Here is a 22,429-nt window from a genome sequence, read left to right as displayed (position 1 = left end):
CGGACCGCTGTCGGACCGATCGGGTCTCGCCCGTCCTAGAGACGAAAAGCCGCAACAACCGAACGAGGAAACAGTCATGGACCAGACCGTAACGACCACACCCGCCGACGCGCGCGAATTGGTGCTCAGCCGCGTCCTGAACGCCACCCCGGCCCAGCTCTTCAAGGCATGGACGACGCCGGAGCTGATGACGCAATGGTTTGCGCCGAAGCCGTACGAGACGCCCCTGGTCGAGATCGAGCCACGTGACGGCGGCAAGTTCCGCACCGTCATGCGCGGGCCGAACGACTTCCACATGGACTCGACCGGCGTGCTGCTCAAGGTCGAAGAGAACCGGCGGCTGATCTTCACCGATGCCTTCGGGCCGGACTGGAAGCCGACCGAGAAGGCCTTCTTCGCCGCCGAGATCATCTTTGACGACCTCGGCGACGGCCGGACGCGCTATACGGCGATCGCCCGCCACTGGACCGTCGAGGACTGCCAGGCGCATGAAAAGATGGGCTTCCACGACGGCTGGGGCAAGGTGGCCGAACAGCTGGAAGCGGTCGCGTCCGGGCTGTAGGGTCGGCGGCTCGAAGACCGCCGCTCGCGCGGTCTTCGGCGTTCCCCGGCCAGGGGAGCGGCCCGGCGGCATGGCTTCCGGCGCAGGGCCGTGGTAAGAGCCCGCCGAAAGCGAGACAAGATGACCCTCGACAATGACGAAGACCTGCTCGGCATGCAGGCAGTCGGCCGCCTGTGCGGCAACGTGCTCCAGCACATGGGCGTCGCCATCCGTCCCGGCATGACCACGGCGGACCTAGACCTGATCGGGCGGCGCATGCTGGAGCAGGCGGGCGCCCGCTCGGCGCCGGAGAGCTGCTATGAATTTCCCGGCGCCACCTGCATCAGCGTCAACGAGGAGGTCGCGCACGGCATTCCCGGCACGCGCGTCATCGCCGAGGGCGACCTCGTCAACATCGACGTCTCCGCCGAACTCGGCGGCTATTTCGCCGACACCGGCGCGTCCTTTCCGGTCGGCCGTGTCGCACCCGGCGCCGAACGGCTCTGCCGCGACGGCAAGCGCGCGTTGTGGGTGGGGCTGAAGGAGATCAGGACCGGCAAGCCGTACGCGGCCATCGGCAACGCGATCGGCGCCTTCGCCCGCAAGAACCGCTACACGCTGATCACCAACCTTGCCAGCCACGGTGTCGGCCGCTCGCTGCACGAGGAACCGTCGGAGATCGCCACATGGCCCGATCCGCGCGAGAAGCGGGTGATGACCGAAGGACAGGTGTTCACGGTCGAGCCGTTCCTGTCGCTCGGCGCCAACTGGGCAGAGAACGGCGACGACGCCTGGACGCTCTATAGCGACCCGCGGGCGCCGACCGTGCAGTTCGAGCACACCGTGGTCGCGACGAGGAATGGTCCGCTGATTCTGACGCTGCCGGGATAGGATCGGCCCGGCCTTCAGGAAAATTGGTCCGAGGCTTCAGTTTTACTCGTTTGTCCCGGCATGCTGCAGGGCAATAAACTGCCGGCATGCTACAGGACCCCAGAGCGAATGTTGCCCGGCCATTGCCGGTGGCATGGGCGGGAGCGATAACGCTCGCGTCGATCATGGGGTTTGGCCGGTTCTTCTACACCCCGGTGCTGCCGGCGATGATGGCGGATCTTGGTCTCGACCCGGCCGAAAGCGGGCTGATCGCCGCGGCCAACTTCGCCGGCTACCTCGCCGGCGCCGTGCTGGCGGGATACGGCTGGGCGGCCGGGCGCGAACGGCGGCTCGCGCTTGCCGCGCTGGCCGCGAACGCCCTCCTGCTCGCCGCGATGGGATTGGCAAGCTCGATCCCCGCCTTCGTCGGCATCCGCTTTTTGGCCGGCGTCGCCAGCGCCTTCGGGCTGGTGTTCACCTCCGGCATCGTGCTTTCCTTCGGTCTCGCCGCGGCGGACAGGCGTGTACCGGTCATCCATTTCTCAGGCGTCGGCGCGGGCATCGCGCTGTCGTCGGTGCTGGTCGTCGCGCTCTCGTCGTTCGACCCGGCGGGGATGGCGGGATGGCGACGCGACTGGTTCGTCGCCGCCGGACTGGCCTTCCTTGCGGTGTTGGTGGTCGGTCCGCTGTTGCCGCGGACGGCGGCGGGCGGCAGCGAGCCCCGGCCGGAGCCGCCCCTGTCCTGGACGCGGCCGCTCGCGGCCCTCACACTCAGCTATGGTCTGTTCGGAATCGGCTATGTGGTTACCGCCACCTTCATCGTCGCGATCGCGCGGGAGGGCGGCGGCGACCGGTTGCTCGAGGGGCTGACTTGGTTCGTCACCGGTCTGACCGCGGCGTTTTCGCTGCTCGCGTGGCGATGGCCCGAACGCCGGCTGGGTGCACTCGGCGTCTACCGCACGGCGCTGGTGGCCGAGGCGCTCGGCGTCGCGGCGACGGCGGTGCTGCCGGCACCGGCCTCGGTGCTGTTGGGCGGCGTGCTACTCGGCGCCACCTTCGTCACGATCACGGCCTACGGCCTGCAGCTCGGCCGCGCAATGGCGCCGGCCAGCCCGCGCCGGTCACTGGCAATGATGACCGCAGCCTTCGGGGTCGGGCAAATCGTCGGACCGATCGCCGCCGGGTGGCTGGCGGCGCGCAGCGGCGGATACGGCCTTCCCAGCCTGCTGGCGTCGGGCGTGCTGGGCATTGCGGTGGTCGCAACATTGCCCGCAAGCGCAAGGGCGTTGATTAAATCTCGGTAATGAAAGGCGGCAGCGATTGTTGCCATCGGGAAACTGCTCTAGGTTCCGGCAACCCCGGAACGGACGCCCCGTTCGCGCAACGAGAGACGACGACCGTGTTTCACTCCTTCTTTCCCCAGCCGAAAATTTTCTTCCTGTCCGCGCTGCTCTGGACGGCCGTGGTGGTCGCTTTCTGGTACCTGTTCGGCGAAAACCTCGGCACGGCGATCGGCTTGCCGCCGCTCGCGGAAGGGCAGGAGGCGCCGATCGGCCTCGGGCACTTCTTCACCACCGCCTCGATCTGGTTCTACCTCTACTTCATCGCCTCTATCGTGGTCTTCTGCGCCTACTGGCACTACCGCGCCGCCCATCAGCCCTGGCGCCTGTGGTCGATCTGGGGCTCTGCCTTCCTGATGTTCTCGGTCTATTTTTCGGTCGACATCAGCGTGGCGGTGAACAACTGGCGCCGGCCGTTCTATGACCGCATCGTCGAGGCGCTGAAGGCGCCGAACACCGTCGGCTACGACGAAATCTACGGCTACGTGTTCGTCTTCTTCCAGCTCGCGACCGTATCGATCATCACGGCGGTCTTCATCGCCTTCTTCACCAGCCACTACGTCTTCCGCTGGCGCAATGCGATGAACGACTACTACGTCTCGGTCTGGACGCGGGTGCGCCACATCGAGGGCGCCTCGCAGCGTATCCAAGAAGACACGATGCGCTTTGCCAGCACCGTGGAGGGGCTTGGCATCCGTCTCGTCGATTCCTTCATGACGCTGATCGCGTTCCTGCCGGTGCTGCATGCGCTTTCGGCCAGCATCGCGGAACTGCCGGTCGTCGGCGCGATTCCCTTTCCGCTGGTGACGGCGGCGATCTTCTGGTCGATCTTCGGAACGGCGATGCTGGCCCTCGTGGGCGTCAAGCTGCCAGGGCTGGAGTTCCGCAACCAGCGGGTCGAGGCCGCCTATCGCAAGGAACTCGTCTATGGCGAGGATCATGCCGACCGGGCCCAGCCGCCCACGGTGCGGGAGCTGTTCGACAATGTCCGCAAGAACTATTTCCGGCTCTACTTCCACTACATGTATTTCAACGTCGCCCGCTATTTCTACCTGCAGACGGACGTGATCTTCTCGACGTTCCTGCTCGTGCCTTCGATCGTCGCGGCCACCATCACATTCGGCCTGATGCAGCAGATCCAGGGCGCCTTCTCGCAGGTGACCAACTCGTTCCAGTATCTCGTCAACTCCTGGCCGACGGTGATCGAGCTGATTTCGATCTACAAGCGCCTGAAGGCGTTCGAAGCGGCGATGGACGACAAGCCGCTGCCGGAAATCGACGAGCAGTTCATCGCCGCCGGCGGCGTCGAGGAACTGGCGCGGTAGAGATCAGAGAGCCTCTGCGGCGGCCCGCGCCGGCGTCCTCTGTTCCAGGATGGCCATCGCTTCGCGATGGCTGACGCAGGCGACATCGCGCTTGCCGCAGACCTCGGTCAGGAAACGGTCGAGCGCGCGCCAATAGGCGCCGCCGTTCATTTCGACGAAATGGAAGCCGAGCTGCAGCGGGATGCGTGCGCCCGCATACTGCCGCTCGAAGGCGGCGCGGTAGGCGGCGATGGTCCGCTCCTCGAAGCGGGCGCTGTTCTTCTTGTCCTCGATGCCGAGCGAGTGGCGGACGAAGAGATTGTAGTCCATCGCGATCACCGGCCTGCCGCTGGGCCCTTCCGCGACCAGCGGCAGGGCAAAGTGGACAAGGCCGTCGCGCCGGCGCGGAAGGGCCGGCCCCTTGGAGACTTCGCTGGCGTCGTAGCGGAAGCCGAAACGGCGCAGCGCTTCGGCCAGCGCCGGGCTGGTCGACAGGTACGGGGCGCGGAATCCCAGAATTTCGGTCTCGGCAAAGTCCTTCCATTCCAGCGGCTCGCGTTCGGGCACGCCGGCATTCTGCCAGGCATCGCGCAGCGTGCTGCGGAACAGATCAAATTCCTGGGCCCAGTCCTCGGCGCTCCACTTGCCGCCGTCGAAATGACCGCAGGCATGGCTGCCGATGTCGTGACCCTCGCTGCGGGCAAGCCAGATCTCGTCGAGCCGCGCCACCACGTCGGCGTCGTCGGGTGCGAAGCCGACATTCGACCTGCCGCGCTGCTCGTGCGGCGCCTGGTAGGCCTTGCGGTCGGCCTTCGTCATCAGGAAGGTGCAGGACAGGAAGTAGGTGAAATGCGCGCCGGTGCGCTTGGCCATGTCCCGGCTGCGCCGCCACAGCGCGTTGTCGTGGGCGCCGTCGAACGAGACGACGACCAGTTGCTGCGGCTTGCCGCCGGCGGGTCCGGAATCGCGCGCAACAGCCGGAGAACCGGCGAGGGAGAGGGCAAGGGCGAGCGAAAGGACCGAACGAATCATGACAACCGCGACAATTTGCAAAGGGCGGTTGATCCGGCGCGAATGCGGCAAAGCCGTGTTCGCACTGGCATTTACCTGTGGGTAGCGCTATCCCAGGGCAACGGTCGCGGACCGGATAGCAAAGACGGAAGGCGGATATTCATGGTTTTGCTGGTTGCCGGCATCGTTCTCTTCATCGCCACTCATCTGGTTCGCCCCTTCGCGCCTGGATTGCGTACCGGCGCGATCGAGCGCCTCGGCAAGCCCGGCTTCATGGCGGTGCACGGCATCGTCTCGCTGGTCAGCCTGGCGATGATGGCCTATGGCTTCGCCGCGGCGCGCGCGGCCGGCGGCACCATGCTCTACCAGCCGCCGATGTTCCTTTCACATATCGCCCTGACGCTGCTGCCGATCGCCAGCATCTGTCTGGCCGCGGCCTTTCTGCCCGCCGGCCATATCCGCGCCAAGCTGAAGTTCCCGGCGATCGGTGCGATCAAGCTGTGGGCGTTCGCACATCTGCTTGCCAATGGCGAGAGCTATTCGGTGCTGCTATTCGGGGCGATCCTCGCCTGGGCGGTCATCCTGCGCATCTCGCTGAAGCGGCGGGTCGCCGCCGGCGAGACGCAGCTGCCGGCGTTCGTGTCCGCGCGCTACGACCTGATGGCGGTCGTGCTCGGCGTCGCGCTTTACGCCGTGATCCTGCTGGGGCTGCATGAATGGCTGATCGGCGTCGCGCCGATGGCGTGACCGTCGCGGCCGCGGCCGGAATTCGCCGCGGCCCCCTTACAAGCCGGCGAAAATCGGGTAGAAGGCGCGAAATCCAATTTTGAGTGAGAGCCGGACCGAGAATGGCAAACCAGGACGACAGCTTTATCCGCGAGGTCAATGAGGAACTCCGATCCGACCAGATGCGCGCCATCTGGCGGCGGTTCGGCCGCGTCCTCATCGGCGCCGCCGTGCTTCTCGTTCTCGGCACGATCGGCAAGGTCACCTACGAGTACTGGCGCGAAACCGAGGCCTCGGCCGCCGGCGACAGGTTCCTCTCGGCGCTGACCGAGATCCGCGAGGGCAACAGGGAGGAGGGCCAGCAGCAACTCGCCGCCCTGGAGAAGGACGGCTTTGGCGCCTATCCGGTGCTCGCCCGTATGCGCACAGCTTCGCTGCTCGCGGAAAACGGCGACACGACCGGCGCGGTCGCGGCTTTCCAGTCGCTCGCCCGGGACGGGACGCTGCCGCAGGCGCTGCGGGACGTCGCCCGCCTGCGCGCGGCCTACCTTCTCGTTGACGGCGGGTCCTACGACGAGATCTCGGCGGAGGCCGAGCAACTCACCAATCCGGCCAGCCCCATGCGTCATTCGGCGCGCGAGGTGCTCGGCCTGTCCGCCTACAAGCACGGTGACTTCGATCGCGCCAAGGAGTGGTTCGAGCAGATCACCGGCGACGGCGAAAGCCCGCGCAATGTCGCCAGTCGCGCGCAGATGATGCTGGACCTGATCGCCGCCGGCGGCAAGGCCTCCTGACGCCGCGGTCGCGCGGCCCAATCGGAACGGAACGTCCCATGAGCTTCACCGTCGCCATCGTCGGGCGCCCCAATGTCGGCAAGTCCACGCTGTTCAACCGGCTGGTGGGCAAGAAGCTCGCGCTCGTCGACGACACGCCGGGCGTCACCCGCGATCGCCGTCCGGGCGAGGCAAAGCTGGTCGACCTGCGCTTCCGCGTCGTCGACACGGCCGGCCTCGAAGAGGCCGCCCCGGAAACGCTGCAGGGACGCATGCGGGCGCAGACCGAGGCCGCGATCGACGAGGCGGACATCGCGCTGTTCATCGTCGATGCCAAGACCGGGCTGACACCGGTCGACCAGGCACTGGCCGAGATGCTGCGCCGGCATGGCAGACCGGTGGTGCTGGTCGCCAACAAGTCCGAGGCGCGTGGTTCGGACGCCGGATTCTACGATGCCTTCACGCTCGGCCTTGGCGAACCCGTGCCAATCTCCGCCGAGCACGGGCAGGGCATGCTCGACCTGCGCGACGCCATCGTTGCGGCGATCGGCGAGGACCGGGCCTTCCCGCCGAAGGGCGAAGACGAGGCGCTGACGGACGTCGACGTGCCGCAGACCGCTTCGGATGGCGAAGACGAAGAAGAGCCCGGCTACGACGAGACAAAACCGCTGCGCGTTGCCATCGTCGGCCGGCCGAATGCCGGCAAGTCGACGCTGATCAACCGCTTCCTCGGCGAGGACCGGTTGCTGACGGGCCCGGAGGCGGGGATCACCCGAGACTCCATCTCGGTGGAATGGGACTGGCGCGGCCGCACCATCAAGATGTTCGATACCGCCGGCATGCGCCGCAAGGCGAAGGTGCAGGAGAAACTGGAGAAGCTGTCTGTCGCGGACGGCCTGCGCGCCATTCGCTTCGCCGAGACGGTCGTGATCGTCTTCGACGCCACCATCCCGTTCGAAAAGCAGGACCTGCAGATCGTCGATCTCGTCCTGCGCGAGGGACGCGCGGCCGTGCTCGCCTTCAACAAGTGGGACCTGATCGACGACCCGCAGGCCGTGCTGGCGGACCTGCGCGAGAAGACCGAGCGGCTGCTGCCGCAGGCGCGCGGCATCCGTGCGGTGCCGATCTCCGGCCAGACCGGGCGGGGTCTCGACAAGCTGATGCAGTCGATCATCGACACCGACCGCGTCTGGAACCGCCGAATCTCCACGGCGAGGCTCAATCGCTGGCTCGAGGCGCAGCAGATCCAGCATCCGCCGCCGGCCGTGTCCGGCCGCCGCCTGAAGCTGAAATACATGACGCAGGTGAAGGCGCGTCCGCCCGGCTTCATGATCTCCTGCACGCGTCCGGACGCACTGCCCGAGTCCTACGTCCGCTACCTGACAAACGGCCTGCGCAACGACTTCGAGCTGCCCGGCGTGCCGATCCGCATCCACTTCCGGGCGTCGGAAAATCCGTTCGAATCGAAGCGCAAGAAGCGCTGATGGGCGATTGCCATCGCGGCCTTCAGCGGCTGCTCAGGCGGCGCTCTTGTTGAATGCGTCGCGCAGCGCGACGATCTCCGTCTTCAGCCGTTCGATATGGTCGGCCGTCGTGCCGGACGCCGCGACGATGCAGGCCGGGATGGATTCGGCCTTCACCTTCAGCGCCACACCCGTCGAGGTCAGCCGGATCAGCACCTGGCGCTCGTCTTCCTTGCTGCGCTCGCGCTTGACGAGACCTGCCACCTCGAGGCGCTTGAGAAGCGGCGTCAGCGTGCTGGATTCAAGGAAGAGCTTTTCGCCGATGCTGCCCACGGTCTGGCCGTCCTCTGTCCAGAGCGTGACCATCACGAGGTATTGCGGGTAGGTCAGCCCCAGCGCATCGAGCAGCGGCTTGTACAGCCTGTTCAGGGCGTGGGTGGCGGAATAGAGCGCAAAGCAGACGAAACCGTCGAGCGCAAGCTTGTTGTCGTTCATGGTCGTGATCCCGGCGCATGATCTCGCTCGCGGCCGGGCCACGCACTGCGCCTCAAGAATGCGGGCCGGACGCAGCAATTTATATCGCGCGATAAATATTGGCGAGCGATTATTTGCATGACAGCCATGCAAAAATATCTATCGCGCAAAATCAAATCGTGCGCGATAGATATTGCCGTGTTCACGACGAACCGCAACCGAAAGGAACCCGACAATGTCTACGATCAAGAACATGCTTTCCGCAGCAGCGATCCTGGCAGCCACCACCGTTGGCGCCACAGCCGAGCCGGTTCTCGAGCCGACGACACAGAAGTTCATCGACGCGCTGGCCGGCGCCAAGCCGATCTACACCTTCTCGCCGGCCGAGGCCCGCGACATTCTCGCCGGCGCCCAGAAGGGCGACGTGAAGACGCTGCCGGCCTCCATCGAGAACAAGGTCATCAAGGCTGGCCCGACGGGGAGCATCAAGCTGCGCGTCGTCCGTCCCGAGAACGCCTCTGGCGCGCTTCCGGTCGTCCTGTACTTCCACGGCGGCGGTTGGGTCCTGGGTGATGCCGACACCCACGAGCGGCTGGTTCGCGAGATCGCCAACGGAGCCAATGCCGCCGTCGTCTTCGTCGACTATGAGCGCTCGCCCGAAGCACGCTATCCAATTGCCATCGAGCAGGCCTATGCGGCGACCAAGTATGTCGCCGAGCATGCCGACGAGTTCAATGTCGACGCCAGCCGGCTCGCGGTCGTCGGTGACAGCGTCGGCGGCAACATGACGGCCGCCGTCACCCTGATGGCGAAGGAACGCGGCGGCCCGCAGATCGACCACCAGGTGCTGTTCTACCCGGTCACCGACGCCAACTTCGAGACAGGATCCTACAATGAGTTCGCCAACGGCCCGTGGCTGACCAAGACGGCGATGAAGTGGTTCTGGGATGCCTACCTGCCGGATGAAGCCAAGCGCAAGGAGCCGACCGCTTCGCCGCTGCAGGCCTCGCTGGAGCAGTTGAACGGCCTGCCGCCGGCCCTCATCATCGTCGACGAAAACGACGTCCTGCGCGACGAGGGCGAAGCCTATGGCCGCAAGCTCACCCAGGCCGGCGTCGAGGTCACCTCGCTCCGCTACAACGGCACGATCCACGACTTCGTGCTGCTGAACGCGATCGCCGAGACGCCCGCCGTGCGCAGCGCCATCAAGGTCGCCAACGACACGCTGCGCAATGCTTTCGCGAAGTAGCGACTGCCGATCAGCCACGAAAACGGCCCGTGCGGAGACCCGCGCGGGCCTTTTCGTATCAGGCGGCCGCGAGCCTGTCGGCGCTGACAAGCGCGCCGTGCTCGCCGATCACTCTGGCGGCAATGGCCGCGGCGAACGCGGCCGCGGCCCGCGCGTCTTTCGTTTCCAGGTAGCGCGCCAGGAATGACCCGTTGAAGCTGTCGCCGGCGCTGGTCGTGTCGACCACCCGCTCGACTCTGGCCGCCGGCACATGGACCGAGGAGCCGTCGAAGGCAACGGTCGCGCCCTCGGCGCCATTCTTGACGATGACGTTCGGCACGCCCAGCGCGCGGTAGCGATCGAGGGTCGCCGCTATCGAGGCGTCGCCGAAATGGGTCTGCTCGTCGTCGAAGCTGGGCAGGACCAGCGTCGCGGCGCGGGCGCCATCGCTGATGGTCGTGCGCATGCGCTCCGCACTGTCCCAGAGCCGGGGGCGGATGTTCGGGTCGAAGGCGACGAGCTTGCCGGACGCCTTGGCGCGGCGCAGTTCCGAAAGCAGCGTGTCGACGTCTTCCGGCGACAGGATCGCCAGCGTGATGCCGGAAAAGACCACCACGTCGGCGGCCTCGACCGTCGCCCGCAGCCGGTCGGCGTCTCGCGCCAGAAGCTTGGCCGCCGACGCCGAGCGCCAGTAGGAGAAGCTGCGCTCCCCGTCCTTCAGGTGGATCATGTAGAGGCCCGGCGCGCGGTCGTCGATGCGGGCGACATGGCCGGTTTCGATGCCGTGGCCGGCCATGAAGTCCATCATCTCGTCGGAGATCATGTCGTTGCCGACGGCGGTAAAATACTCCACGCTCCAGTCCGACGGCAGGAACAGCCGGGCGTAATAGGCGGTGTTGAACGTGTCGCCGGCAAAGCTCTTGCGCATCAGTCCGCCGTCCGCCTGCATCAGTTCCACCATGCACTCGCCGATTGCGAGCAGTCGTCCTGCCATCGTCCCGCCTCCTACCTGCGTCGGAAGGAGGAAATACTGTCAAAAAGCGCGAGCGGCAAGGTGATGCCGGCGCTTCCCGCCCGCCTTCTCGCCGTGGCGCGCGTTTCGCCGGGGATGTATATGCCGTAGTCGCGCGACAGGCGCTCCAGTTGCTGCGCGAGACGGTCTTCGAAATCGCGCGCGAGAAACTGCGGCGCGATGGCGAGGATGAAGAGGCCGGCGCGGGGCGATTCGCTGCCGTCGTCGAAATCCGGCGCGTCGAGCGACCAGGCGGCCCCCGTCACGCCGGCCGACAGCACCTCGACCATCAGGGCGATATTGGCGCCGCGCGTGCCGCCGAAGGCCAGCAACGCCCCCTTCATCGCCTCGTTCGCATCGATGGTCGGATTGCCGGCGCCATCGAGCGCCCAGCCCTCGGGCAGCGGCTCGCCCCGTTCCGCCGCCTGCCGGACCTTGACGAAGGCGGTGGCACTCGACGACTGGTCGATCACCAGCGGCGACCCGTTCGCGCGGGGAGCGGCGAAGGCGAGCGGATTGGTGCAATAGACCGGCTTCGTGCCGCCAGCGCCGGTGATCAGGGCCGGGCCGTTGGTGGCGGCGAGGGCGACGAGGCCGGCTTCGGCCAGCCGCGCCGCATACCAGCCGAGTTCTCCGGCGGTGTAGCTGTTCTGCGAGGCGTAGAGGGCCAGCCCGAAGATGCGTGCCTTTGTCACCAGTTCGTCGAAGGCCAAGTCGAACCCCAGTTGGGCGATGCCGCACCGGCAGTCGCATTTCATCAGCGCGGGGATCGGCGAAGTGATCAGCGGGTCGGCGCGGCCGTCGATCCGCCCGCTCGCGAGCGCATCGAGATAGTCGGGCAGGTGGGCCAGGCCGAGCGCGGGCTTGCCGGCCGCCTCGGCATCGACGATCGCCTTCGCGAGCGAGCGCGCCGTTGCTTCGCTCGCGCCCGCGCGCAAAAGGGCGCTGGACGCCAGCGTCGAGATTTCCGGCAGGGACAGGGCAACGGTGCGGTCAGGCATCTCACGGTCTCCCGCTCCGCGGCGCGGGGCGCGGCGTTGGTCGCTGTCATCATCCGATCCGGTGGCGCTGGCGTCAACTGGGCAGCGCCGCAGCTGAAATCGCCGTTTACGTCCCGGCCAGCGCCCGCTACACAGGGGCGGGGTGAACGTCCGGAGGTCCTCCATGACTGCTTCGCAGAAGGCCGCCGACTGGTGGCGCGGTGCCGTGATCTACCAGGTCTATCCCCGCTCGTTTCAGGATACCAACGGCGACGGCATCGGGGATCTCGGGGGCGTGACGGCGCGGCTGCCCTACATCGCCGCGCTCGGCGTGGACGCGATCTGGCTCTCGCCCTTCTTCAAGTCGCCGATGGCGGACATGGGCTATGACGTCTCCGACTATTGCGACGTCGACCCGATGTTCGGAACGCTCGCCGATTTCGACGTGATGCTCGCCGAGGCGCACCGTCTCGGCCTGAAGGTCGTGATCGACCAGGTGATCTCCCACACCTCCGACCAGCATCCCTGGTTCAGGCAGAGCCGGGCCAACCGCGACAACGCCAGAGCCGACTGGTACGTCTGGGCCGAACCGAAGAAGGACGGCACCGCGCCGAACAACTGGCTCTCGGTGTTCGGTGGTCCGGCCTGGGAGTGGGACGGGGTGCGCCGCCAGTACTACATGCACAATTTCCTGGCGTCGCAACCGGATCTGAACTTCCACAATCCCAACGTCCAGGACGCCTTGCTGAGGACCGTCCGGTTCTGGCTGGAGCGCGGCGTGGACGGGTTCCGGCTCGACACCGTGAACTACTACTTCCACGATCGCATGCTGCGCGACAACCCGCCGAACACGCCCGATCCCGACGCCACCGGCTTCGACGCGCCGGAGTCCAATCCCTATGGCATGCAATCGCATCTCCACGACAAGACCCAGCCGGAGAACATCGCCTTCCTCGAACGCTTCCGCGCGCTGCTTCAGGAGTATGACGACCGCGGCTCGGTCGGCGAGGTGGGCGACGGGGCGCGGTCGCTGCAGACCGTTGCCGACTACACGAGCGGCGGCGACAAGCTGCACATGTGCTACACCTTCGACCTGCTCGGGCCGGAGCTCAGCGCAAGGCATGTCCGCAAGTGCGTGGAAAGCTTCCAGCAGGCGGTGACGGACGGCTGGGTGTGCTGGGCCTTCTCCAATCACGATGTCGAACGCCACGTCAGCCGCTTCGCCGAGACCGCGGAGGAGCGCGGGCGCGTCGCCAGGCTCGCCGTCACGCTGCTGTCGACGCTGCGCGGTTCGATCTGCCTCTACCAGGGCGAGGAACTGGGGCTGCCGGAAGCGACGCTCGCCTTCGAGGACCTGCGCGATCCCTACGGCATCCGCTTCTGGCCGGCTTTCAAGGGGCGCGACGGCTGCCGCACGCCGATGCCCTGGCAGGGCGGTTCGCCGCATGCCGGCTTCACCTCCGGCAGGCCGTGGCTGCCGGTGCCGCCGGAACATGGACCGCTGGCGGTTGACGTGCAGGAGCGGGACGCCGGCTCCGTCCTGCACCACTATCGCGCGACGCTGACCTTCCGCAAGGCGCATGCCGTCCTGATCGACGGCGCGATGACCTTCCTCGATGCCGGCGCGGACCTGCTGGCATTCACGCGCGAGAAAGACGGAGAGAGGTTGCTCCTGGTGTTCAACCTGTCCCGGAAGCCCGCGGCGTTTGCGCTGCCGAAAGCCCTCGGCAGCGTGCAACCGGAACCCCTTCCGGGATCTGCCGCAGCGCTCGGCACGGGCGAGATCAGGCTCGGGGCGCTCGACGCGTTCTGCGGCAGGCTGTCCTGAGCGTCCCGCCGGCCGTCAGCCGGCCGGCGTCACGAGGAGGCGCGCCGCCGCCGTTACCCGATCAGCGCGAAGCGATCGACATCGACCATGCCGCGGTCGGAGATCTTCAGATGGGGAATGACCGGTAGCGGCAGGAAGGCGAGTTGCAGGAACGGCTCCTCCAGCGTGGCGCCGAGCGCAAGCGCGGCCTCGCGCAGGTGGTGCAGGGTGTCGCGAACGGTCTCATAGGGCTCGCAGCTCATCAGCCCGGCCACCGGCAGCGCGATTTCGGCCGTGACCTTGCCGCCCGCGACCACGACGAAACCGCCATGGATCTCGCCGAGCCGGTTCACGGCGAGAGCCATGTCGTCCTCGTCGACGCCGACGACGCAGATATTGTGGCTGTCGTGGCCGACGGTGGAGGCGATCGCGCCCTTCTTCAGGCCGAAGCCCTGGACGAAGCCATTGGCATGGTTGCCGTTCTTGCCGTGGCGCTCGATCACCGCGACCTTGATGATGTCGCGGGACAGATCGACCGCGGCCTCGTTGCCCCTGGCCGGAAGGCGGTAGCGCCGGTGTTCGGTGATGATCTTGCCGGGCATGACGCCGATCACCGGCGTCTCGCCCTCGCTGACGGGCACGGCAAAATGCGCGGCCTTGACCGGACGCGTGCGGACGCTGTCGAGGCCGACCGGCGCGACGGGCGTGCGGGCGGCGAACAGCGCATCGTCGACCCGCCGGCCGCCGGCGAAAACAATCTGCGCCCTGCAGTCCTCCAGCGTGTCGATGACCACGAGGTCGGCACGCCAGCCGGGCGCGACCAGGCCGCGATCAGCCAGGCCGAAAGCGCGGGCGGCCGAGATCGAGGCGGCGCGGTAAACCGCGAGCGGGGCACGTCCGTGGGCGATGGCGGTGCGGATCATGTGGTCCAGATGGCCCTGCTCGGCGATGTCGAGCGGGTTGCGGTCGTCGGTGCAGAGCGCGATGAAGGGCGAGAGCCGTTCGGTCATCAGCGGCAGCAGCGCCAGGAGGTCCTTCGAGACCGAGCCTTCGCGGATCAGGATGTGCATGCCCTTGCGGATCTTCTCCAGCGCCTCCTCGGCAGTGGTGCACTCGTGGTCGGTGCGGATGCCGGCGGCAAGGTAGCCGTTGAGGTCGCGGCCGGACAGGAGCGGCGCGTGGCCGTCGATATGACCGCCCTGGAAGGCCGCGAGCTTGGCGAGGCAGCCCGGATCCTTGTGGATCACGCCGGGGAAGTTCATGAACTCGGCAAGGCCGATCACCTTGGGATGGCCGCGGAACGGCAGCAGCTTCTCGATCGGCAGGTCGGCGCCCGAGGTCTCCAGATGCGTGGCCGGCACGCAGCTCGAAAGCTGCACGCGGATGTCCATGATCGTCTGTTCGGCCGAATCGAGGAAGAACCGGATGCCGTCCTCGCCGAGCACGTTGGCGATCTCGTGCGGGTCGCAGATCGCCGTCGTCACACCGTGCGGCAGCACGCAGCGGTCGAACTCGTGCGGGGTGACGAGCGAGGATTCGATGTGCAGGTGGGTGTCGATGAAGCCGGGCACGACGATCCTGCCGGAAATGTCGATCGTCTCGCGTCCCCTATACTCCTCGCAGGTTCCGACGATACGCTCGCCGCAGATGGCGACGTCGGAGGCCACGAGCTCGCCGGTGACCAGATCGAAGAAGCGCCCGCCCTTCAAGACGATGTCGGCCGGCTCGCGGCCGGTGCCCTGGTCGATCATCGCTTCGAGCTTGGTGGTCATGAAATGCCTCGTTCCGCGTTTCCGGCCCTTATATCGCGAATCCGGAGTCGGCGATACCGCGGCGATACCAGCTGCCGGGACCCGTCGACGGATGATGTAAATCCGAAGGCAGTACTTGTTGATGGAGAATATTAACGGTGATATGTCTCTGAAAACTTGAGGATGTGGTGGTTTGTATACTCGGATTGAGGCGATATGACCGCAAACAGTTTCAGGAAAAAAAGGGGAATGGTACTTGCTCGAAACCTGCTGAAGGCAAGGAGCGAGTTGAAGCGAAATATCGTTATTCTCGATGTCGGCGGAAGAGAGGAATACTGGGATAACGTCAATCTAGAAGGCGTCGACAGAATAATCATCCTGAACAATGATGAGAGCGAGTTCTTGCGCCGCGGGTCTCATGGGGGTTCCGTTTTTGAATTCACGGTCGGAGACGCTCGCAATCTTGCTGAATTCGCAGACAGCAGCATTGATTTCGTGCATTCGAACTCGGTCATCGAACATGTCGGGCCCTGGTGGGACATGAAGGCCATGGCGCAGGAGGGCCGCCGGGTCGGCCGACACGGCTGGGTCCAGACCCCGGCCTGCGAGTTTCCGATCGAACCGCATTACGGTCTGCCCTTTCTGCACTGGCTGGCGGCGCCGATGCGGAGGAAACTGCTCAGGCTGTCGCCGGTCTATGGCAGGCTGAGCATTGATGAAAAGCGATTTCATGTGGACCGGATCAACCTGCTGTCTTCGCGCGAGGTAGGGGCGCTTTTCCCGGATTGCGGCATCTATGTGGAGCGCGTGCTGGGCTTGCCGAAAAGCTACACAGCCATTTGGTGAGCCGGCGGCACGACCGTCCTGGGCCACCGGCGCGACCGGTCCCATCCGGCGCGTCGGTCGCCAATCAGGTGAAATTACCGGCCGTGGCCCCTTCGGCCGGACCGAAGAGGGCGCCGACTCGGGGAGCGGCCTGTTGCTGTGGAGCGGCCTGGCTCCAGCCGCGACGCCCGGCCGCGGCGTCGAAGCGCACGGTTCGGATCAGATATTGTCCGTCAGCACGTCCCGAAGCTTGCCGAACAGTTCGTCGATGTGGTGCTTCTCGATGATCAGCGGTGGCGACAGCGCGATGATGTCGCCGGTGGTGCGGATCAGCAGACCCTTTTCATAGGCCTTGAGAAAGGCGGAGAAGGCGCGTTTGGTCGGCTCTCCGGCAATCGGAGCCAGTTCGATCGCGCCGATCAGGCCGAGATTGCGGATGTCGATGACATTCGGGCAGTCCTTCAGCGAGTGCAGCCCATCCTCCCAATAGGCGGCAAGCTCGGTGGCGCGGGTCAGCAGGCCCTCTTCCTTGTAGGTGTCGAGCGTTCCGAGGGCGGCGGCGCAGGCGATCGGATTGCCGGAATAGGTGTAGCCGTGGAAGAACTCGATCAGGTGCTCCGGGCCGGCCATGAAGGCGTCGTGGATTTCCGAGGTGACGAAAACGGCGCCCATCGGGATCACGCCGTTGGTCAGCCCCTTGGCGGTGGTGATGATGTCCGGCTTGACGTCGAAGTACTGGGCGGCGAACGGCGCGCCGAGGCGGCCGTAGCCGGTGATGACCTCGTCGAAGATCAAGAGGATGCCGTGCTGGGTGCAGATCTCGCGCAGCTTCTGCAGGTAGCCCTTGGGCGGAATCAGCACGCCGGTGGAGCCTGCGACCGGTTCGACGATGACGGCGGCAACGGTCGAGGCGTCGTGCAGGGTGATGATGCGCTGCAGCTCGGAGGCGATGTCGCCGCCGTGCTCCGGCTCGCCCCGGGTGAAGGCGTTCTGCTCCGGCATGTGGGTGTGCGGCATGTGGTCGACGCCGGTCAGAAGCGTGCCGAACATCTTGCGGTTGGCGACGATGCCGCCGACGGAGATGCCGCCGAAGTTGACGCCGTGATAGCCGCGCTCGCGGCCGATCAGGCGGAAGCGCGAGCCGTTGCCCTTGATGCGGTGATAGGCGAGCGCCACCTTCAGCGCGGTGTCGACCGACTCGGATCCGGAATTGGTGTAGAGCACATGGCTCATGCCCTCCGGTGCGATATCGATCAGCCGGTTCGCCAGCTCGAAGGCCTTGGGATGGCCGAGCTGGAAGGCCGGTGCATAATCCAGTTCGCCGGCCTGTTCGCGGATAGCCTCCGTGATCTTCGGCCGGCAATGGCCGGCATTGACGCACCACAGCCCGGCGGTTCCATCGAGAACCTGGCGGCCGTCATGGGTCTGGTAGTGCATGTCCTTGGCGCTGACGAACAGGCGCGGTTCCTTCTTGAACTGCCGGTTGGCCGTAAACGGCATCCAGAAGGCGCGCAGGTCGTTGGGGGTGTTCAGACGGTTGGACATGACGGTCTCCATGGCCTCGGACTTGAAGGCGGGTGGCATGCACGTTGCGGCACACCAATCTTTACCCGTTGGTCAAATTATCGAAGCCTGCGGTGTCGTCAAGCGGCGCTCAAGCCGCCGCCAATCGCCGTCATTTCAGTGCCGTGCTGGTGCCAGCCGAATGCAGGCCATCGGCAACTGCCCGATGGCCGTGCGCTATCGCGCGGTCCGCTGTCCCGGTGCGCCGGGAGCTGCCGCGTGCCTGTTGGTGTTCGAGCAGTCGAGGCGCCTAGGCGTAACGCAATTGCAGGCTCGGCTCGGCCTCGCCGTAGATGCTGCCGAGCGCCTCCAGAATCGTCATGACCGCGCCGGACTTGCTGGAATAGTAGATCGTCTGGGCATCGCGGCGGGTGGAAACGAGATTCTGGGCGCGCAATTTGGAAAGATGCTGGGACAGGGCCGACTGGCTCAGTCCGACCTTACGCGCCAAGGCTCCGACAGTGATTTCTCCTGCAACCAGTACTTTCAGAATAAGCAGTCGCTTCGGGTTAGCCATTGCGGACAAAAGATTTGTTGCAACTTCGGCCTGTACCTGCTCCTCGTTAGAGAAAGCGTCCATTTAAAACTCCGTCAAACCTAATCACTTCAATATCCGTGGGTCCGATATTTGTATGATGGTTAGCATATAAACAAATCCAACCACATCAAGTGGCCAGAAATTGGGGTAGCCGCGCCGATCTTGGCGTTTTCCTCATGATTCCGTCTGTCGCGCCTGTTTCAGCAGGTCGACGAGGACGGGCCGAAGCTCGCCCGCATCGGAGAGTTCCGCACCGAATTCAAGGCGTTCCAGCCGGTCTCCAAACGAAAGGTCGAGCCCGGCGGCGTCGATGCCCGAGATCGTCCAGTTGCCGTCCCTGGCGCCGCAGTAGTGCCGGGCGTAAAGGCCGGCCGCCTCGGAATGGTCACTATTCATGTGCGCCACCGCGCCCGCCTCCTGCAGCGCGAGTGCCTCCCGGGCGGGGGAATGGATCAGCAGATCGTCCGGCGTCAGCAGGTAGGCCTTGCCGAACCCGCCGTTCAGATTGGCGCGCAGCGGCAGGAGCCGGAAAAAGGTGAAGTCCGGAAAGTCGACGTAGAGCTTCGCCTTTGGGTGGCGGCGGACGAAGCGCTCGCGAATGCGCGCGTGTTGCTCGCTGCCCCGCTCGACCTCGGCCGCCTCGGTGATTACAGTCAGCCGCGGGTGGGCGAGGGGGTCACCCTTGCCCGGTTCGCCGGCCAGCAGCGACGAGCGTGGGTCGAGGCGCAGCGCCTTGGTGTGGACGGACAGCGCCGAGACGAGAATCACCGGAACACCGTCGATGTCCGTGCCGGTCAGGACCCGGCTGGCGAAGGGGCCTCCGCTCTCCGGCTCCAGCACCGCGAGCGCCGCGCTGCGGGCGCCGCGCAGCAAGGTCCGGGCGAGCTTGCGGGCATCGTCGTCGGTGTCGCGCAGGACGTTCGGTGCGTCCTTTTCTTTTGTCATGGCAAATCCTCGAGTGGTCAGGCCCCCCGGAAACGGCAAGCGGCATCGAAAGTCAAGCCGTCTGTCGGGTGCCGCGGCCGGGGGCGCGCGGCCTACTCGCGGCGGCGGTGCCGGGTCAGGCTTTCGACCACGTTCTGGGCGTTGATGGTGCCGACGACGACGCCGTTCTCGACAACGCCGATGTTGCCGGGCTGGCGCGACATGGCGTCGAGAACGTCGACGAGGGCCGTCTCGGGCTTGGCCGTGGCGGCGACGCCGACCGCCGGCCCACCGAGGCCGGGCTGCATGACGTCGCGGGCCGTGAGCATGTTGATCGGGTTCATGTTCTGCACGAAGTCGGCGACGTACTGGTTGGCCGGGTTCTTGACGATGTCCTGCGGCGTGCCGCACTGGATGATGCGGCCGCCCTCCATGATGGCGATGCGATTGCCGATGCGGAAGGCTTCGTCGAGGTCGTGGCTGACGAAGATGATCGTCTTCTTCAGCCGTCGCTGGAATTCCAGCAGTTCGTCCTGAAGGCGCGTACGGATCAACGGATCGAGGGCGGAGAACGGCTCGTCCATCAACAGGATCGGCGCCCCGGTGGCAAAGGCGCGGGCCAGGCCGACGCGCTGCTGCATGCCGCCGGAAAGCTCGTTGACCTTGCGTTCGGCCCACTGGGTCAGATTGACCAGCTCAAGCTGTTCCGCGACGCGGGCCTTGCGCTCGGCGTCGGGTACGCCGGCCAGTTCCAGGCCGAAGCCGACATTGTCGGCAACCGTGCGCCAGGGCAGCAAGGCGAACTGCTGGAACACCATCGACACCGTGTGCATGCGGAAATCGCGCAGCGCACTCGGCGAGCAGGCGTAGGGGTCGAGCGGGTCGCCGCTGGTCTTGACCTCGACGCCGCCGCGGACGACCGGGGCGAGGCCGTTGACGGCGCGCAGCAGCGTCGACTTGCCCGAGCCGGAGAGCCCCATCAGCACAAGGATCTCGCCCTCGTGGATCGCCAGCGAGGCGTCGGCGACGCCGAGGACGAGGCCGGTCTCCTTGCCGATCTCGTCGCGACTCTGGCCGGCGTCGATCATGGGCAGCGCGCGTTCGGGTTTCTCACCGAAGATGATGTCGACGTTGCGGAAGATCACGGCCTCGGTCATGCGCCTTCTCCTTCATCGGACGAGCGGAAAAGGCGGTCGAGGATGATCGCCAGAATGACGATGCAGAGCCCGGCCTCGAAGCCCATGGATATGTTGACCGAGTTCAGCGCCCGGACCACCGGCACGCCAAGGCCCTTGGCCCCGACCAGCGCGGCGATGACCACCATCGACAGCGACAGCATGATCGTCTGGGTCAGGCCGGCCATGATCTGTGGCGTGGCGAAGGGCAGCTCCACCTTGCGCAGCACCTGGCCCGGCGTGGCGCCGAATGCCTGCGCCGCCTCGACCAGCGAGGGCGGGGTGGAGATGATGCCGAGCCGCGTCAGCCGGATCGGCGCGGGGATCGCGAAAATCACCGTCGCGATCAGGCCCGGTACCATGCCGAGGCCGAACAGGATCAGGGCCGGGATGAGATACACGAAGGTCGGGATGGTCTGCATCAGGTCCAGGACTGGACGCAGGAACGCGTAGAACCACGGGCGGCGGGCGGCGGCAATTCCGAGCGGAACGCCCACGGCCATGCTGACGCCGGTGGCCGCCAGCACCAGCGCAAGGGTTTCCGTCGTTTCCTTCCAGTAGCCCTGGTTGACGATCAGAAGCAGGCCGAAAAGGGTAAAGGCGGTGACGCCGAGCGACCGGCGCTGGTACCAGCAGAGGGCAGAGATCAGCCCGATCAGCCCGAGTGCATAGAAGAACCGGCCCTGGTCGCTGGAGAACGGACCCTGCAGCAGAAACAGGATCGCGTCGATGCCGGCCTGCAGCACGACCTTGAGAAAGTCGAAGAGTTCCTTGCCGTTGGTGGTCAGCCAGTCGACCGCCGTCTTCGCCCAGGGACCGATGGGCAGTTTGATGTTCGTCAGCCATTCCACGGGACTGCACCTACCTTTTGAGGGTGTTGACACGTCATGCCGCGTGCTCGGGCGCTCGAAGCAATGGCGCAGGAGCGCGGCGGATCAGATGATCAATCGTCTGTCGAGGCAGCGGCGGCCCTTGCCGGACGACGTGCCGCCTGGTCGCGATCAGGCGGGGCGGGATTTGCTCCCGCCCCGCTCCACCTTCAAAGGCCGAGCGAAGCCTTGACGGCAGCAAGGCCGTCGCCACCGTCCTTCGTCGTCACGCCGGCCAGCCACGGCTCGACGGCCGACGCATTGGCCTTCAGCCAGTCGGCGGCAGCGGCATCGGGCGCCAGCCCGTCGTTGAGGATCTTGGCCATGATCTCGTTTTCCATCGGCAGCGTGAACTTGAGGTTCTTCAGCAGCTGGCCGACGTTCGGGCATTCCTCGACATAGCCCTGGCGGACGTTGGTGTAGACGGTCGCGCCGCCGAAGTCCGGGCCGAAGATGTCATCGCCGCCGGCAAGATAGGTCAGCTTGAAGTTGGCGTTCATCGGATGCGGTTCCCAGCCGAGGAACACGATCGGCTTGCCATCCTGCTCGGCGCGCGCGACTTCCGCGAGCATGCCCTGCTCGGAGGATTCGACCACCTCGAAGCCCTTGAGATCAAAGGTGCCGTTGTCGACCATGTCGATGATCAGGCGGTTGCCGTCATTGCCGGGCTCGATGCCGTAGATCTTGGCGTCGAGGGCGTCCTTGTGGGCGGCGATGTCCTTGAAGTCGGCGATGCCGAGCTCGGCGCCCTTGGCGTTCGTCGCCAGCGTGTATTTCGCCCCTTCGAGGTTCTCGCGCACGGTCTCGACCGACCCGTCCTCGCGGTAGGGCTTGATGTCGGCTTCCATGGTCGGCATCCAGTTGCCGAGGAACACGTCGATGTCCTTGTTCTTCAGCGAGGTGTAGGTCACCGGAACCGACAGCACGGTCGTTTCGGTCTCGTAACCGAGGCCCTCCAGGATCACCGATGCGGTCGCGGTGGTGGCGGTGATGTCCGTCCAGCCGACATCTGCGAAGCGTACGGTGCCGCAGCTTTCCGCCTCCGCCGCCATGGCGCCGGACGCGCTAAGGGCAATGGCCGATACCGCGGCGAAAACCGAAGCTCTGAAAATCATTCCTGCTTTCATATCTTTTTGCTCCCCTTGCTTTTTTGATGCGCAAAACAAGCACCAAAAGCACCATTATTCAAGCACTTTACGATGCCCTAACCGAGGGGCGGGGGCTAGTTTATTTCACGGCGCTTCGCAATCGGGCG

The 22,429-nt window shown here is 65.9% G+C and carries 21 protein-coding genes; 10 read left to right on the top strand and 11 right to left on the bottom strand.

From position 1 onward, the window contains the following. Positions 1-76: 76 nt before the first annotated feature. From ACXAGF_RS14065 to sbmA, 4 genes are all read left to right on the top strand, one after another. A complete protein-coding gene (locus ACXAGF_RS14065; RefSeq protein ID WP_475018006.1) occupies positions 77-562 on the top strand; it encodes an SRPBCC family protein in 486 nt (161 codons plus the stop codon). A 120-nt stretch (positions 563-682) separates the two neighbouring features. Continuing rightward, the gene (gene map / locus ACXAGF_RS14060) at positions 683-1,432 is read left to right on the top strand and encodes a type I methionyl aminopeptidase (RefSeq protein ID WP_475018004.1); all 750 of its coding nucleotides are present in this window, start codon (positions 683-685) and stop codon (positions 1,430-1,432) included. A 128-nt stretch (positions 1,433-1,560) separates the two neighbouring features. Further along, entirely contained in the window at positions 1,561-2,715 is a 1,155-nt protein-coding gene (locus tag ACXAGF_RS14055) for a YbfB/YjiJ family MFS transporter (protein ID WP_475018002.1), read from the top strand. Between the two features lie 95 nt (positions 2,716-2,810). Next, positions 2,811-4,076 carry a peptide antibiotic transporter SbmA gene (gene sbmA / locus ACXAGF_RS14050; RefSeq protein ID WP_475018000.1) on the top strand — a complete coding sequence of 422 codons (1,266 nt, stop codon included), beginning with the start codon at positions 2,811-2,813 and terminating at the stop codon, positions 4,074-4,076. Positions 4,077-4,079: 3 nt separating this feature from the next. Here sbmA and ACXAGF_RS14045 read toward each other — a convergent pair whose 3' ends face one another. After that, a complete protein-coding gene (locus ACXAGF_RS14045) occupies positions 4,080-5,087 on the bottom strand; it encodes a polysaccharide deacetylase family protein (protein WP_475017998.1) in 1,008 nt (335 codons plus the stop codon). 141 nt (positions 5,088-5,228) lie between these two features. Between ACXAGF_RS14045 and ACXAGF_RS14040 the strand changes: the two genes are divergently transcribed. The 3 genes from ACXAGF_RS14040 to der all read left to right on the top strand — a co-directional run bounded on the left by ACXAGF_RS14040 (position 5,229) and on the right by der (position 8,049). After that, entirely contained in the window at positions 5,229-5,813 is a 585-nt protein-coding gene (locus ACXAGF_RS14040) for an NnrU family protein (protein WP_475017995.1), read from the top strand. A 101-nt stretch (positions 5,814-5,914) separates the two neighbouring features. Continuing rightward, on the top strand, positions 5,915-6,586 hold the full coding sequence (locus ACXAGF_RS14035; protein WP_475017993.1) for a tetratricopeptide repeat protein: 672 nt from the start codon (positions 5,915-5,917) through the stop codon (positions 6,584-6,586). A gap of 38 nt (positions 6,587-6,624) precedes the next feature. Further along, positions 6,625-8,049 (top strand): ribosome biogenesis GTPase Der, encoded by a 1,425-nt coding sequence (gene der, locus ACXAGF_RS14030; RefSeq protein WP_475017991.1) that lies wholly within the window; start codon positions 6,625-6,627, stop codon positions 8,047-8,049. 33 nt (positions 8,050-8,082) lie between these two features. Here the strand turns inward: der and ACXAGF_RS14025 are convergent, their stop codons facing one another. Further along, positions 8,083-8,523: a MarR family winged helix-turn-helix transcriptional regulator gene (locus tag ACXAGF_RS14025; protein ID WP_475017989.1), complete on the bottom strand. Its 441-nt coding sequence runs from the start codon at positions 8,521-8,523 to the stop codon at positions 8,083-8,085. Between the two features lie 214 nt (positions 8,524-8,737). Between ACXAGF_RS14025 and ACXAGF_RS14020 the strand changes: the two genes are divergently transcribed. Further along, a complete protein-coding gene (locus ACXAGF_RS14020) occupies positions 8,738-9,751 on the top strand; it encodes an alpha/beta hydrolase (protein ID WP_475017987.1) in 1,014 nt (337 codons plus the stop codon). Positions 9,752-9,809: 58 nt separating this feature from the next. On the opposite strand, the gene ACXAGF_RS14015 is transcribed toward ACXAGF_RS14020, so the two are convergent. After that, positions 9,810-10,724 carry a sugar kinase gene (locus tag ACXAGF_RS14015; protein ID WP_475017985.1) on the bottom strand — a complete coding sequence of 305 codons (915 nt, stop codon included), beginning with the start codon at positions 10,722-10,724 and terminating at the stop codon, positions 9,810-9,812. Positions 10,725-10,735: 11 nt separating this feature from the next. After that, a complete protein-coding gene (locus ACXAGF_RS14010) occupies positions 10,736-11,743 on the bottom strand; it encodes an Ldh family oxidoreductase (RefSeq protein ID WP_475017983.1) in 1,008 nt (335 codons plus the stop codon). Between the two features lie 163 nt (positions 11,744-11,906). Here ACXAGF_RS14010 and bglA point away from each other — a divergent pair, with 163 nt between their 5' ends. Next, positions 11,907-13,550, top strand: a complete 1,644-nt coding sequence (gene bglA / locus ACXAGF_RS14005) for a beta-galactosidase BglA (protein ID WP_475017981.1) — start codon at positions 11,907-11,909, stop codon at positions 13,548-13,550. Between the two features lie 53 nt (positions 13,551-13,603). Here the strand turns inward: bglA and ade are convergent, their stop codons facing one another. Beyond that, complete coding sequence (gene ade / locus ACXAGF_RS14000) at positions 13,604-15,301, bottom strand: adenine deaminase (RefSeq protein WP_475017979.1); 1,698 nt, start codon at positions 15,299-15,301, stop codon at positions 13,604-13,606. Between the two features lie 195 nt (positions 15,302-15,496). On the opposite strand from ade, the gene ACXAGF_RS13995 reads away from it, so the two are divergent. Further along, positions 15,497-16,126 (top strand): class I SAM-dependent methyltransferase, encoded by a 630-nt coding sequence (locus ACXAGF_RS13995; RefSeq protein ID WP_475017977.1) that lies wholly within the window; start codon positions 15,497-15,499, stop codon positions 16,124-16,126. Between the two features lie 198 nt (positions 16,127-16,324). Here the strand turns inward: ACXAGF_RS13995 and aptA are convergent, their stop codons facing one another. The 6 genes from aptA to ACXAGF_RS13965 form a co-directional block, all read right to left on the bottom strand. Continuing rightward, positions 16,325-17,650: an omega-aminotransferase AptA gene (aptA, locus tag ACXAGF_RS13990; protein ID WP_475017975.1), complete on the bottom strand. Its 1,326-nt coding sequence runs from the start codon at positions 17,648-17,650 to the stop codon at positions 16,325-16,327. A 268-nt stretch (positions 17,651-17,918) separates the two neighbouring features. Further along, positions 17,919-18,248, bottom strand: a complete 330-nt coding sequence (locus ACXAGF_RS13985; RefSeq protein WP_475017973.1) for an ArsR/SmtB family transcription factor — start codon at positions 18,246-18,248, stop codon at positions 17,919-17,921. A gap of 132 nt (positions 18,249-18,380) precedes the next feature. Next, on the bottom strand, positions 18,381-19,151 hold the full coding sequence (locus ACXAGF_RS13980) for a HugZ family pyridoxamine 5'-phosphate oxidase (protein WP_475017971.1): 771 nt from the start codon (positions 19,149-19,151) through the stop codon (positions 18,381-18,383). Between the two features lie 92 nt (positions 19,152-19,243). Beyond that, complete coding sequence (gene choV, locus ACXAGF_RS13975) at positions 19,244-20,287, bottom strand: choline ABC transporter ATP-binding protein (protein WP_475017969.1); 1,044 nt, start codon at positions 20,285-20,287, stop codon at positions 19,244-19,246. Then, positions 20,284-21,156: a choline ABC transporter permease subunit gene (gene choW, locus ACXAGF_RS13970; RefSeq protein WP_475017967.1), complete on the bottom strand. Its 873-nt coding sequence runs from the start codon at positions 21,154-21,156 to the stop codon at positions 20,284-20,286. The genes choV and choW overlap by 4 nt, the downstream gene beginning before the upstream one ends. A gap of 188 nt (positions 21,157-21,344) precedes the next feature. Beyond that, the gene (locus ACXAGF_RS13965; protein WP_475017965.1) at positions 21,345-22,289 is read right to left on the bottom strand and encodes a choline ABC transporter substrate-binding protein; all 945 of its coding nucleotides are present in this window, start codon (positions 22,287-22,289) and stop codon (positions 21,345-21,347) included. Between the last annotated feature and the right edge of the window lie 140 nt (positions 22,290-22,429).

The sequence above is a fragment of the Mycoplana sp. ABR4_002 genome, from assembly GCF_056159645.1.
This window is presented reverse-complemented; position numbering and strand designations above follow the sequence as displayed.